Genomic DNA, 13,107 nt, shown 5'->3' with positions numbered 1-13,107 from the left:
TGACATGACCTGGCTCGACAGTGCCGCCCACGCACGATGGCTTGAGGCGGAAACCGACCGGCTGATCCGTTTCGCAGAGGCGTCGAAAGTATCCACCGGTTTCGGCTGGCTGGACAACTACGGCAAGGTGTTCGCCGACAAGCCGACCCATCTGTGGATTACCGCCCGAATGACGCACAGCTTCGCCGTCGCCGCGCTGATGGGACGGCCGGGTGCTGCGACCCTCGTGGACCACGGCATCAACGCACTCAACGGTGTCCTCCACGATGACGAGTTCGGCGGCTGGTACGCCGAGGTGGACAGCAACGGCCCGGTTAACGACACCAAGTCCGGCTACCAGCACTCCTTCGTGCTCCTGGCTGCCGCCAGCGCCGTCGCCGCCGGACGCCCGGGGGCCCGGGAACTGCTCGACGAGGCCCTGCGGATAGCCGACACCAAGTTCTGGGACCACCAGGCCAACATGTGCTTCGACTCGTGGAACCGGGAATTCACCGAAACGGAAGCCTACCGGGGCGGCAACGCGAGCATGCACTCGGTGGAGGCCTACCTCATTGTGGCCGATGTGACAGGGGAGAACCGCTGGATCGAACGGGCGCTGCACATCGCCGAGGTGCTCATCCACGATTTTGCGCGCAACAACAACTACCGCGTGTTCGAACACTTCGACCCGGAATGGAACCCCATGCCGGAGTACAACACCGACGACCGGGCCAGCCAGTTCCGCGCCTACGGCGGAACCCCGGGCCACTGGGTGGAATGGGCCCGGCTGCTCCTGCACCTCCGCGCCGGGCTCGAGGCCCGCGGTTTGGAAGCCCCTGCCTGGCTCCTCGACGATGCCCGGGGCCTGTTCGACGCCGCCATCCGCGACGCGTGGGAACCGGACGGCTACCGGGGGTTTGTGTACACCGTGGACTGGGAGGGCAAGCCTGTTGTCACCACCCGCATCCGCTGGGTTCCCGCGGAGGCCATTGGAGGCGCGGCAGCCCTTTACCTTGCCACCGGCGAGAAAAAGTACGCGGACTGGTACGAACGGATCTGGGACCATGCCCGCGACTGGTTCATCGATTACGAGCACGGATCCTGGAAACAGGAACTGGACGAGAACGGCAACATCAGCTCGACTGTCTGGTCCGGCAAGGCCGACATCTACCACCTGTGGCACTGCCTGGTGGTCCCACGCCTTCCGCTGGCCCCCGGCCTGGCTCCGGCACTCGCAGCAGGCCTGCTCGACTCCCGCCTGGATGCCTCCCGAAGGGGCCTGTGATGCAGCAGGGCCCGAAGGGGCCTGTGATGCAGCAGGGTGGGTGACCGTGTCACGTCTGTGACAGCCACTTTGGTCCGGTAAATTTAATGGAGGAATTGTCCGGCGAGCCGAGCCGCATTCCAAGCCCTCCCCTTGAATGGACCGCACCCCCATGTCTTCCGCGATTTCCGCGCCGTCCCCTACCCGTTTTCCCTACGCCGCGATGGTGGTGCTGGCCACCATCGCGTTTACGGCCATCACCACCGAGCTCCTCCCGTCCGGGCTGCTGCCGCAGATCAGCACCGGCCTGGGCGTGTCCGAGCCCGTGGCCGGATACCTGGCGGCAGCCTATGCCGCCGTCATTGTGGTCACGGTGGTTCCGGCGGCGCGGCTGCTGGGGAAGATCCCGCGGCACGCCCTGCTGGTGGGCCTGGTCCTGACCTTCGCACTCAGCAACGCGCTGGTGGGACTGGCCCCGGACTTCACCTCCGCGATGGTCGCCAGGCTGGTGGGCGGTTTGGCGCACGGGTTGCTCTGGACCACCATGGCGCCGTTCGTATCGCGGGTGGTGCCGGCGGACAAGGTGGGCAAGGCCCTGGCCATCGTGTTCAGCGGCAACAGCCTGGGACTGGCCATCGGGGCCCCGGTGGGAACGGCCCTGGGCGGGTTCCTTGGCTGGCGTGCCGCGTTCATGGTGCTCGCCGGATTTGGTGTGGTGCTGACCGTTCTCGCGTTCTGGCTGCTCCCCCGGGTCCAGCGCATCAGTGACGCCGCCCGACCGTCCCTGCGCAAGGCGATTGGCCAGCCCGGCGTGAAGTCGGTGGCGATTGCCTGGCCGCTCCTGGTGCTGGCCCACTTCGCCCTGTTCACGTACATCGCGCCGTTCATCCGTGAAGCGAACCTGCCGGACTACGCCACGAGTCTCTCCCTCACCGTGCTGGGCGGTTCCGGGCTGCTGGGCATCTGGATCGCCGGGATGACCGTGGATTCGCGTCCCCGGCGTTCGCTGTTGATCACGACGGCGGCCATCGCCGCATCGATGTTCCTCCTGCCCCTGGCGGTGGGGAACCTTCCCCTCGCATTGGTCCTGATGACCGTTTGGGGAGCCGGCCTGGGTGCCATCGGCATCTACAACCAGTCCGCAATCCTCCGTGCCGGCGGCGAATACAGCGAGGCGGCCAACGGGCTCACCGTCCTCACCATCCAGCTGGGCATCACTGTCGGGGCGCTTTACGGTTCCGCCGCCCTGGTGGTTGGCGGCCCGCTGCTGGTTCCGGCCGCCGCGGCAATCCCGGTAATCGCCGCGTTCGTCATCACCCTGGCGGGGAAGAGGTACGCCTACCCGCCCGGCCCCCGCGAGCGGATTTGGCTGGAGCCCCGCCCGGTCACCGACAAGGTCGAGGATCCCGCCTAGCCCCAAACCACCCTTTCATCGATTGCTCCGTAACTGTCGTTTTGAACGCCCATAACGACAAGTGCGGAGCAATCGATGGTTCTGCGGGGGAATTTCAGGGCTGCCCGGTGGAAATTTTGACAAATTAGTCACGAGATTCCCGCAAATCCGTAACCTCCATGACCCAAATTTCGATTCACTAAATGCGGGGGCAACTCCGCGGAAGTTGAACGCAATCGAGAAAATTCGTCAACGGAGGGTCTCATGTCTTTCTTCACGTTCTCAGGTAACAAACTGGCCATGACCGTGCTCGCGGCAGGCGCGCTCGCGGTCGGCGGCACAGGCGTTGCCGCAATGGCAGAGTCTTCGCCGGACACGCCATCGGTCCTTGCGGAAACGGAATCGCCGTCGCCGAGCCCCACGGCAACCGAAACTGAGTCACCGTCGCCGAGCCCCACTGCGACCGAAACCGAATCCCCGGACCCGACTCCCACGGAAACCGAGACGGAGGCTCCGGACCCGACACCAACGGCGACGGAAACCGAATCACCGGAGCCCGCCCCCACGGAAACGGCTGATCCTGAACCGTCGCAGACTTCCACTCCAGCAGGACCTGACGCATTCGGCCCTGCCGCCTTCGGACTGTGCAACGCGTTCAGCAATGGCGGCCTGGGTACCACGTCCACGGCCTACGCGGCCTTGGTCCGCGCAGCCGGCGGGGAAGACGGCGTCGACGCCTATTGCGCCACTGTTGCTGCACCCGGAGGCGGCGACGACAGCGATGCCCCTGCCACCTCCGAACAGGGGCAGATGCAACAGCAGCAGGTAAAGGAGCAACGCCAGGGTGCACCCGCCTCCAACGGCGGCGCCCACCAGGGCGCCGGCAACGGCGCCAAGCACGGCGGACAGCGGTAGCTGCCAGCGGCGTGCGGTTGCGCCGGGACATCCAATGTTCCGGCGCAACCACCCATCTGGAGCTGTTGCAGGCGGGACCTGCCTCAGGGGGGCGGATGCAAAGGATTGAGCACACGGCAGAGCGGTCCGGCTGGACGGACGAAAGCCCTTTTTGTGCTGCCTACCGTGAGTTTTCACCCGGGGTGCTCAGCTACCTCCGCGCCCGCGGCGTCGAGGATCCTGAGGGCCTGACCCAGGAGGTCTTCCTGGCCCTCTTTCCACAGCTCCGTGACGTCCGCGGCGGGATGAAGGGGGTCAAATCCCTGGTCTTTTCCATCGCGCACGCCCGCTATGTCGACGAGCACCGGCGGCAGCTCAAAGCACCCCCGACCACCGATTACGATCCCGCCCGGGACCCGCGGTGCAGCAGTTCCGCAGAGGACGAACTTCTGGCGGTGGAAAGCTCCGGAAACGTCAAGGCACTGCTGAACGATTTGCGGCAGGACCAGCAGGAGGTGATTGCGCTGAGGATCGTGGCGGATCTTTCCGTTGAGACGACGGCGGCGATCATGGGCAAGACCCCGGGGGCCATCAAGCAACTGCAAAGGCGAGCGCTTTGCCGGCTACGCAAGCTCCGCAGCCCACTACAGGAGGACCGGTCATGACAGGGGAACACGACGCACAGTTGGAACGCAGGCTGAATGACCAGCGCGCTGTCCAGGAGCTGCTGGAAGAGGCTGGCCTGGCCAACGATCCAGTCCTTCGGCAGGTACTGCTGCAGGTCCGGGAGCTCAGGGTTTCCGACATCCCGGCGCCATCACCCCGACTGAGAGCACTATTGGCTGAGCCGGAATTGTCGGCCGCCGGCTGCCAGGAGCCCGGCAAGCCCCGGCATAAGAGGCGGGTGGTCCTCACCGCGCTGGCGGTGGCCGCGTCGCTCGGAGTCGCCGGCGGTGCCGCGGCGGGAAACGGGGATCTCCGTCGTGGCGCTGAGGGAAGCATCAGCACCGTAGCGGGGTGGTTCGCCGCTCCGGCACCCGCCGCTCCCCTGCCCACTCCGGCACCGGAACCGGAGGCAACCAGCCCGGCTCCCGCCGTCGTACGCGTTTTCCCGCAAGCCCCGACGTCCAGCACTCCGCCCGTACCCGCGCCTGGCGAAGGCCCGGCAGCCGGTGCTTCGCACGCAGGACCTTGGGAGGTTGAAGGGGCATCCAACCCGACGGTAACCACCCAACCCGGCCCCGGCGCCCAGGACACCACTCCCCCGCCCCGTGTGGCTAAAGGCCCTGCCGACGGACCGGCGTCGACTGCTCCGGGACCACCCGCACAACCGCCGGCAGCACAGCCCGGAGCCGCGAGGCCGGATGCTCCTGGCCGGACGGCAGACGGTGGAGGTGCTGCCATCAACGGCGGGGGCAAGCCCGACCTACCCACGCGGCCAGGCGACAGGCGGGCTCCAATGCGCTAAATCGCGGCTGACAGGAGCCGCGGGCCGGATCAGTCGCGGTACTTGGCAACCGTGAACAGGAAGGTGGAGTCCTCTTCGGCGTGCAGGCTGTGCAGGCCGGGCGGGACAATCAGCAGGTCGCCGGTCTTGCCCTGCCAGGTCTCCCTGCCGGCCTTGAGGCTCACGCAACCCTGGACCACGAAGACCGTGGCGTCACCGGGGTTCTGATGCTCGCTCAGCTGCGTTCCGGCCTTCATGGCCATGACCGTCTGCCGCAGGATCTTCTCATGGCCGCCGTACACCGTGTCGGCAGCACGGCCGTTGGTGGAGGTGAGGGCAGCCTCGAGCTGCTGCCGGGCCAGCGCGTCGATCGATATCTTCTGCATGCGCCCAAGGCTACCCGCGTTCTTCCCGCAGGGGACCGGGCTGGGTGGCGCAATTGCGTGGCGAAGTTGGGCTGCCCGGCACCGCAATCCCCTTACCTGGGGATGGAGCAACGGCCGTGCCGCTCCTAATCTTCGAAGCATGAATGCTGTATCGCAGATCTTCGCGGTACTTGCCGCGGTCATCTATATCTTCGTGTTTCCGCTGGAGAGCTTTCTCCTTCGCCGCAACCGGTGGGCGCAGAAGTTCCTGAGCACTCCGCCTGAGAATGTGTCCGCCGTGATGATGTGGGCCATTCCCACCGGGTACAAAAACCTGGTGATCGCGCTGGGCGTCATCGCGGGCGTGGTCGCCGCCAACGCCGGCCAGCTCGTGGTGGGCTACACGCTGGTGGTGTACTGCTGCGCCAACATGGTCCTCACCGCGCCCACCATGCTGCTGGCAGACCTCCAGGGGCATTACCCCAGGAAGTGGGAGAGCGTGCCGGGGACCCTCGCCGCCACGGTTCCCGCCATGCTGGCCCTGCTCCTCCTGCCCCTGGGGCCATAGGCGCGTGCGGACACGCCACGTCCGGCATCCCGATTTCGAAGGCTCCGCAACCGCTTGGTAAACGTTAAAGGATGCTAGATGTCCTGAATCCCGCCCTGCCCTTTATCGCCATGGCCCTGGCGGTGCTGGCCGGACTTACACTGTCCTGGCTGCTCCGCAAGATCGTCCTGAAGCTCAACCGGAAGCGGCCCGAGCTGCAGGCCACCTCCCGGGTGGCCCGCCAGCCGCTGCGGCTGGCACTGTGCCTGGTGGGCGTCCGCACTGCGCTGGGGCTGACGGCGGGCAGCGAAAGCTGGCATGCCGGCGTCGACCATTTCCTCCTGATTGCCCTCATCGGTGCGGTGGCCTGGCTGGTGGTTGCGGTACTGCTGATCATTGAGGCCGTGGTGCTGAACAGGCACAGCGTGGACGTGGCGGACAACCGGAGGGCGCGGCGGCTGCGCACGCAGATGATCCTGGCGCGACGGATCGCCGTGGCGCTGGTAGTGGTGCTCGCGGTCGGCTCTGCCATGCTGACCTTCCCCGCCATCCAGGCGCTCGGTGCCGGACTGCTGGCATCCGCCGGCGTGCTCTCCATCGTCGCCGGCCTGGCCGCGCAGACGTCGCTGGTCAATGTCTTCGCCGGGATGCAGCTGGCCTTCACCGATGCCATCCGCGTGGACGACGTGGTGGTGGTCCAGAAGGAGTGGGGCCGGATCGAGGAAATCACGCTGACCTACGTGGTGGTGCACCTTTGGGACGACCGCCGGCTGATCCTGCCCTCGACCTACTTCACCACCACGCCCTTCGAGAACTGGACCCGCCGCCAGTCGGAGGTGATGGGCACCGTGGAGTTCGACCTCGACTGGCGCGCCCCCGTGGAGGACATGCGCACCCAGCTCCGCCGGGCACTGGCCGGCACCGAGCTGTGGGACGAACGCGTCGGAGTCCTGCAGATCACCGATGCCACCGGCGGCTTTGTCCGCGTCCGGATCCTGGTGAGCGCCGCGGACAGTGCCGCGCTCTTCGACCTGCGCTGCCTGGTGCGCGAAACCATGGTCACCTTCCTCCAGCAGGACCACCCGGAGGCCCTGCCCCACCAGCGGTGGGAGCAGGCAGCGGACAGCAATCAAGCGCACGACGGCGGCACGGGCACCCGGCGCCGGACACCACTGCGCGGGCTGGGTTCGCCCGCTGCCGCCGGCACGCACGCGGCGGATCCCCATGAGTCGCAGCTCTTCACCGGCTCCATCGAGGCCGTTGAGCGGTCCCGCGCCTTCTCAGGACCGGGTGAGGACGTGTTTGAGGAACGCGACAGGAACCTGGCCTCCCGGAACTAAAATCCTGCTGCGAAGAACCCTTGATATGTGACCATTTAGTCACCTATCATTGCTGCCATGGACGACGTGTTCAAAGCACTCTCCGACCCCACCCGGCGGGACCTGCTCGATGAGCTGTTCCGCGAGGACGGGCAAACCCTGAGCGCACTTGAGGCACGGTTCGACATGACCCGGTTCGGGATCGCCAAGCACCTCCGCATCCTGGAGGACGCAGGCCTGGTGGTCACCCGTCGTCGCGGACGGGAAAAGCTGCACTTCCTGAACCCGGTTCCCATCCGGCTGGTCCATGACCGCTGGGTCAGCAAATACGCAGAACCATGGGCCGCTGCCCTCAGCGACCTCAAATCCAGATTGGAAAGTCCCATGGAAAAGATCTTCGAGATTTACATCAAAACCACGCCCGAACGGCTCTGGGAAGCCATCACGGACAGCGACATCCGGAGCAAGTACCAGTTCGGCAACACCCTGGAGACCGACTGGTCCCCCGGTGGCCGGTTTGTGATGGGCAACCCGAAGGCCGGGGCGGTGCTGGGCGAAGGTGAGAATTTGGAGGTGGACCCGCCGCGCCGGCTGGTGCAGACCATGCGTGCACTGTGGGGCGAGGACGTACAGGCCGAGGGCACATCCAAAATCACCTGGGAAATTGAGCCGGTGGGGGACTCCTGCCACCTCACGGTCACCCACAGCGACCTGCGCGAAGGCGCCAACGAACAGCTCTACGGCGGCTGGCCGATGATCCTCTCCGGCCTGAAGACGTGGCTGGAAACCGGCGAGAAGCTCACCACACCGGGTTCGCTGATGTACACGTAGTCATCCGCTTGGAGGAACGGCACGACGGCGGCGGCCGCCCTTTCGCGGGACGGCCACCGCCGTAGAGGTACTTTGCGGGACTATCTCCGGGGGATGCGGACGATGGCCGGGCCAGGCCGGTCAGGTGACAGCGAGACTTTTAGTCCATCCGCGGTGGCCTCGACGGTTCCGCCGGGTCCCTCCACCGATGCTTGCGCCAAGTCGAAGCCACCCGCGTCCAGCTTCAAGTCGGCCTCCGCTCCACCGCCTAGCGAGTCAACGAAGGCCACTACCTCGGTCCCCCGGTCCACCCACCGAACCCACGAATCTCCTTGGTCCGTGGCCGGAGCGCCCTCCAGCGGACGCGCCCCCACGAGGTACTGCTTTGCGGTGGCCATCCACTTTCCGAGGTCGGTCAGGGCCTGCCGCTGGATTTCAGGGATGGTCCCGTCAGCCCGAGGACCGACATTCAGGAGGAAGTGGCCGCCGCGGGAGACGACGTCCGTGAGGTGGCGGGCCAACTGTTGGCCGGTCAACGACTGCTCCGGACCTTCCACCTGGTTGTAGCCGAAGGAGAACCCGATGCCCCTGCAGTTCTCCCACTCCGATTCGGACTCGTTTTCCCTGGCGGCTTCGTACTCGCTGGTGCCGTAGTCCTGGTGGGTAGCGCCCCAGCGGTCGTTCACCACGCCACCGGGAACAGCGGAATAGAAGTGCTCAAACAGCGTTCCCAGCCCGTGCTCACCAAAGTGCTTGCCGGCGTCGGGCCATTCGATGTCGTTCCACAGGACGTGGGGGCGGTACTTGTCCACCAGGTCCACCACATGGTTGTAGGCGTACTCGGCGTAGCCCGCGTCCTTGGGGCGGGACGTATCGTGGACGCTTTCGCTGGTGGTGTGCGGCGGGAAGGGACGTACGTGCCAGTCCAGGCCTCCGGAGTAGTACAGGCCCAGCTTCAGCCCCTTGTCCTCAACGGCACGCGCAATGTCGCCGATCAGGTCCCTGCGTGGTCCGCGGTGCACCGTGTTCCGCTCCCCCGTTCCCGGAGCGTCCCAAAGTGCGATGCCATCATGGTGCTTGGTGGTGGGAACCACGTAATCCGCTCCGGCGGACTTGAACAGTTCCACCCAATCCGCCGGGTCGAACTGCTCGGCTTTCCACTGGTCCAGGAACGCGTCATAGTCCTCCCCGCCGTACTCTTCCTTGTGGTGCTGCTGGGCAGGGCTGCCGTCAATGCGGATGGTGTTGCAGTACCACTCCGCGTACGGGTTGTGCGCGAACCATTGATGGTCATCAATGGTGCCAAGGGCGCCGATCGGCTCCGCCCAGGCGGGGACGGAGTAGGCGCCCCAGTGAATGAAGATGCCGAAGGGGGAATTCTGGAACCACTCCGGGACTGGCCGGGATAGGTTGTCCCACTCTTCAGGCGTGGCGATTTCAGTCATGATGCGCTCCAACTCTTGGTGTGCTGTGGACATTCGTCGTGACGGCAGGATTCTGGAGTTCGCGGTCCGGGATGGCCGTGACGTAGTCCTCCACGGCATACAGATGGTTAGCCATTCTGGTCCGGGCACGGTCAGCATCGTGCCGCCTCAGTGCTTCCAAAATGCCCAGATGCTCGCCATGGGTAGTCCGCAGTCCGGCAGCATCATGGATTGACCGCCACATCCGTCCGCGGACTGTCGTGGTGGAGACCGTTTCAATTAGGGCGGACAGCACATGATTCCTGGATGACTCCGCGATCAGCCGATGAAACTCAAGATCGCATTGCATGGCTACGTCATGATCGACGGGTTTGGCATGAATGGCGGCGTGTGCCCGATCCAGGATGTGCCCAGCCTGCTCCAGTTGCTGCTCGGTAATGGAAGCGGCGGCTGCAGCAGCGGCCTCGGTCTCAAGCGCGCGTCGCACTGTATGCACCTGGTTGGCCCGTTCTCCATCCTGTAGGCCCACCCAGAATTCCAGGGCGGACAGTAGGGCAGAGGGCTCCAGGGTGGTGACGAAAGTACCGGCACCCTGTCTGGTTTCCAAGATCCCCATGGTGGACAGGGCACGGACCCCTTCACGCAGGGACCCACGAGACACCTGCAACTCCGCAGCAAGGTCTTTTTCAACGGGCAGCCGGTCCCCCGGCCGCAGCCGACCGGAAGAAAGCATGTGCTTTACACCGGTGATCACGACGTCGGTTTGCGACATAGGGCCGCCGGACACGAGGTCCACTGCCCCGACGCCTCCTGCGGATCTATCATTCATACACTTTCATCCGATCTATTGGTTGGAAAACCGGGCTGAGTCCTATAGTGTCACGGAAAAGACCAAAATTCATCAGATGTAAAGGTGATCGCGGGGAAGTCACCTGGACTTTCTGGACCGGAGGGAATCGCTTGCCAAAGATCACCGGATTCGATGTGTTTGACGTACGGTTTCCCACGTCGCTGTCGGCGGACGGCTCGGATGCCATGAACCATGATGCCGACTATTCCGCCGCCTACATCGTGCTGAGGACAGACGACCCCGCACTGTACGGCTGCGGCTTCACCTTCACCATCGGCCGCGGCAACGACATCTGCGCGGCCGCCATCGAACTGCGCGCCCGGCCCCTCATCGGGCAGGACGCCGGGGCGATCTGCGGCGACCTGGGGGGAACTTACCGTAGCTTGAAGCGGGACTCCCAGCTGCGCTGGCTGGGACCTGACAAGGGCGTGGAGCACCTGGCCCTCGGGGCGGTGATGAACGCGGTCTGGGACCTCGCGGCACGGCAGGCGGGGAAACCCCTGTGGCAGTTGCTGGCCGATATGACCCCCGAACAGATTGTTGACGCGACGGACCTGAGCTACCTATCGGACGCCCTCACCCGTGAAGAAGCGTTGGGCCTGTTGACCCGCCTTGCGCCCACCAGGGACCAGCGCATCCGGCAACTGAGTGAAAACGGGTACCCCTGCTACACCACGTCGGCCGGCTGGCTGGGCTACTCCGACGAGAAGCTCCGGCGGCTGTGCCAGGAGGCTGTGGACCAGGGCTACCGTCACATCAAGCTCAAAGTAGGCGCATCCCTGGAGGAGGACATCCGCCGCCTCGCGATTGCACGCGAGGTCATCGGTCCTGACGGCAACCTGATGATCGACGCGAACCAGGTGTGGGATGTTCCGCAGGCCATCGACTGGGTCAAGCAACTGTCCGAATTCAACCCCATGTGGATTGAGGAGCCAACCAGCCCCGACGATGTCCTGGGCCATGCCGAGATCCGCAGGGCAGTACAGCCCATCGGAGTGGCCACGGGCGAACACGGCATGAACCGCGTGCTCTTCAAGCAGCTCTTCCAGGCCGGCGCCATCGACTACTGCCAGCTGGATGCCTGCCGGCTCGCCAGCGTGAATGAAGTACTCGCCGTCCAGCTGATGGCCGCCAAGTTCGGCATTCCGGTGTGCCCGCATGCCGGCGGTGTGGGCCTGTGCGAGCTGGTCCAGCACCTTTCAATCTTCGACTTCATCGCAGTTTCAGGAGACCTTACCGGGCGGGTGACCGAGTTCGTCGACCACCTGCACGAGCATTTCGTAGATCCCTGCATCGTCAAGGACGGTGCCTACGTCATGCCCGCGACTCCTGGATATTCCGCGGAACTCAAGGAACAAACGCTGCAGGAATACGCCTTTCCCTATGGCACCTACTGGGCAGGAACTGACACCGGCCAGGCGGAACAGGCCTGGCGGGCGGGCAACCAAGCCGGCCGGGTTGCCTTCGCGAGCGCACGGATCGAGGCACAGGCATGATCAACTACACCCTGACCCACCCGGGGCTGCTGGCCGCGCTCGCCGAGTCCGGCCACGGCACACAGATCCTTGTTGCTGACGCCAACTATCCGCACAACACCGGAGCACCCGCATCCGCCCGTCGCATTGCCCTGAACCTCCGGCCCGGCCTGCTGACAATTGACCAGATCCTCGAAGTCCTGGTCGAGGCAGTCCCTTTGGAGGCGGCAGCGGTGATGACCCCGCCGGACGGAAACTGGACGGAAGCCGTCAAAGGCTACGAACGGACATTGGGCACGGAGGTTCCAATCACGTCCCATCAGCGCTTCGAGTTCTATGACGCCGCCCGCTCGCCCAATGTCGCCGTCGTCATTGCCAGCGGCGATACAAGGCACTACGCCAACCTGCTGCTCACCATCGGTGTGCGGCCCGACGTAACGGCCTGATGGAGGCGCCTTCAATGCAGGTGGTTGACTCCCATGTCCACGTCTGGGATCCGGACGTGCTGGACTACGCATGGCTGGCCGACACTTCCGGCTTGAACCGTCCGTTCCTGCCAAGGGACCTCCCCCACACCCCGGAAAACACGCGTGCCGCCGTTTTCGTGCAGGCCAACTGCCGTGATGACCAGGCACTCAAAGAAGTGGACTGGGTGTCAGGCCTCCGGACGGTCTGGCCCCAGCTCGCCGGGATCGTGGCGTTTGCGCCTATCAGCAAGGGCGACGCCGTCGAGCAGGACCTGGACCAGCTGCTGGAACGGCCCCTGGTCCGCGGGGTGCGCCAGCTGTTCCAGGACCGGGACGAATCCTTCATGCTGCACACGGACACCCTGGCGGGAGCCCAGCAGGTGGCCAGCGCCGGGCTGGTTTTCGACGCGTGTATCCGTAGCCGCCAGCTGGCACCCCTCGCGGAGTTTGCCCGCCGCGTGCCCGGGCTCGCGATCGTGCTGGACCACATGGGCAAGCCGCCCATCGCCAGTGGGCAGCTCTCCGCGTGGCGCAGCGGGATGCAGGAACTGGCCCGGTGCGGCAACGTCGTCGTCAAAATTTCCGGCGCGGGCGCGGAAGCTGACCCGGACCGGGCCATGTCGCCCCAGGCACTGCCGTTCATCCGGGACACACTGGATCTCTTCGGGGCGGACCGCTGCATGGTGGGCAGCGACTTCCCCGTCTCCCTGACACGCCCCGATGCTTATCTTGACTGGATCACCACAGTGGAACAGGCGATGGCAGGCGCGTCGGAGGGCGAACGCCGCAACGTGGCGCAGGAAACCGCAGCCCGCGTCTACCGGCTGGAAGCGGCAGCAGAACAGGCAAGCCCACATGAGGAGAAGGACTGAC

The 13,107-nt window shown here is 65.4% G+C and carries 14 protein-coding genes; 11 read left to right on the top strand and 3 right to left on the bottom strand.

All coding sequences use genetic code 11. From position 1 onward, the window contains the following. Positions 1–4: 4 nt before the first annotated feature. The 5 genes from ACIGJD_RS04505 (at position 5) to ACIGJD_RS04485 (ending at position 4,998) form a co-directional block, all read left to right on the top strand. Positions 5–1,264 carry an AGE family epimerase/isomerase gene (locus tag ACIGJD_RS04505; protein ID WP_483688482.1) on the top strand — a complete coding sequence of 420 codons (1,260 nt, stop codon included), beginning with the start codon at positions 5–7 and terminating at the stop codon, positions 1,262–1,264. 151 nt (positions 1,265–1,415) lie between these two features. Then, the gene (locus tag ACIGJD_RS04500) at positions 1,416–2,657 is read left to right on the top strand and encodes an MFS transporter (protein WP_483688481.1); all 1,242 of its coding nucleotides are present in this window, start codon (positions 1,416–1,418) and stop codon (positions 2,655–2,657) included. Between the two features lie 243 nt (positions 2,658–2,900). Next, entirely contained in the window at positions 2,901–3,551 is a 651-nt protein-coding gene (locus ACIGJD_RS04495) for a hypothetical protein (protein WP_483688480.1), read from the top strand. 95 nt (positions 3,552–3,646) lie between these two features. Next, positions 3,647–4,195: an RNA polymerase sigma factor gene (locus tag ACIGJD_RS04490; protein ID WP_483688479.1), complete on the top strand. Its 549-nt coding sequence runs from the start codon at positions 3,647–3,649 to the stop codon at positions 4,193–4,195. Next, complete coding sequence (locus ACIGJD_RS04485; RefSeq protein ID WP_483688478.1) at positions 4,192–4,998, top strand: hypothetical protein; 807 nt, start codon at positions 4,192–4,194, stop codon at positions 4,996–4,998. Before ACIGJD_RS04490 ends, ACIGJD_RS04485 begins: the two co-directional genes overlap by 4 nt. Positions 4,999–5,027: 29 nt before the next feature. Here ACIGJD_RS04485 and ACIGJD_RS04480 read toward each other — a convergent pair whose 3' ends face one another. Next, the gene (locus ACIGJD_RS04480) at positions 5,028–5,363 is read right to left on the bottom strand and encodes a cupin domain-containing protein (protein WP_483688477.1); all 336 of its coding nucleotides are present in this window, start codon (positions 5,361–5,363) and stop codon (positions 5,028–5,030) included. A gap of 139 nt (positions 5,364–5,502) precedes the next feature. Between ACIGJD_RS04480 and ACIGJD_RS04475 the strand changes: the two genes are divergently transcribed. The 3 genes from ACIGJD_RS04475 (at position 5,503) to ACIGJD_RS04465 (ending at position 8,039) form a co-directional block, all read left to right on the top strand. Further along, the gene (locus ACIGJD_RS04475) at positions 5,503–5,910 is read left to right on the top strand and encodes a DUF1304 family protein (protein WP_483688476.1); all 408 of its coding nucleotides are present in this window, start codon (positions 5,503–5,505) and stop codon (positions 5,908–5,910) included. Between the two features lie 71 nt (positions 5,911–5,981). Next, the gene (locus tag ACIGJD_RS04470) at positions 5,982–7,229 is read left to right on the top strand and encodes a mechanosensitive ion channel family protein (protein WP_483688475.1); all 1,248 of its coding nucleotides are present in this window, start codon (positions 5,982–5,984) and stop codon (positions 7,227–7,229) included. A gap of 57 nt (positions 7,230–7,286) precedes the next feature. Next, positions 7,287–8,039, top strand: coding sequence for an ArsR/SmtB family transcription factor (locus tag ACIGJD_RS04465; protein WP_483688474.1), 753 nt, complete (start codon positions 7,287–7,289; stop codon positions 8,037–8,039). Between the two features lie 80 nt (positions 8,040–8,119). On the opposite strand, the gene ACIGJD_RS04460 is transcribed toward ACIGJD_RS04465, so the two are convergent. Beyond that, the gene (locus ACIGJD_RS04460; RefSeq protein ID WP_483688473.1) at positions 8,120–9,463 is read right to left on the bottom strand and encodes an alpha-L-fucosidase; all 1,344 of its coding nucleotides are present in this window, start codon (positions 9,461–9,463) and stop codon (positions 8,120–8,122) included. After that, positions 9,456–10,238 (bottom strand): FadR/GntR family transcriptional regulator, encoded by a 783-nt coding sequence (locus tag ACIGJD_RS04455; RefSeq protein ID WP_483688472.1) that lies wholly within the window; start codon positions 10,236–10,238, stop codon positions 9,456–9,458. Before ACIGJD_RS04455 ends, ACIGJD_RS04460 begins: the two co-directional genes overlap by 8 nt. A gap of 164 nt (positions 10,239–10,402) precedes the next feature. Here ACIGJD_RS04455 and ACIGJD_RS04450 point away from each other — a divergent pair, with 164 nt between their 5' ends. Genes ACIGJD_RS04450 through ACIGJD_RS04440 form a run of 3 tightly spaced genes read left to right on the top strand, consistent with a single transcriptional unit; the run spans position 10,403 to position 13,106 of the window. Beyond that, positions 10,403–11,788 carry an L-fuconate dehydratase gene (locus ACIGJD_RS04450; RefSeq protein ID WP_483688471.1) on the top strand — a complete coding sequence of 462 codons (1,386 nt, stop codon included), beginning with the start codon at positions 10,403–10,405 and terminating at the stop codon, positions 11,786–11,788. Next, positions 11,785–12,213: an RbsD/FucU domain-containing protein gene (locus ACIGJD_RS04445; protein ID WP_286402237.1), complete on the top strand. Its 429-nt coding sequence runs from the start codon at positions 11,785–11,787 to the stop codon at positions 12,211–12,213. The genes ACIGJD_RS04450 and ACIGJD_RS04445 overlap by 4 nt, the downstream gene beginning before the upstream one ends. A 14-nt stretch (positions 12,214–12,227) precedes the next feature. After that, positions 12,228–13,106, top strand: coding sequence for an amidohydrolase family protein (locus tag ACIGJD_RS04440; RefSeq protein ID WP_483688470.1), 879 nt, complete (start codon positions 12,228–12,230; stop codon positions 13,104–13,106). The last annotated feature ends 1 nt before the right edge of the window (position 13,107 follow it).

It is taken from the genome of Arthrobacter sp. E1SS-5, assembly GCF_057073715.1.
Note: the sequence above shows the minus strand (reverse complement) of the source record. Positions and strands in the feature narration are given on the sequence as shown.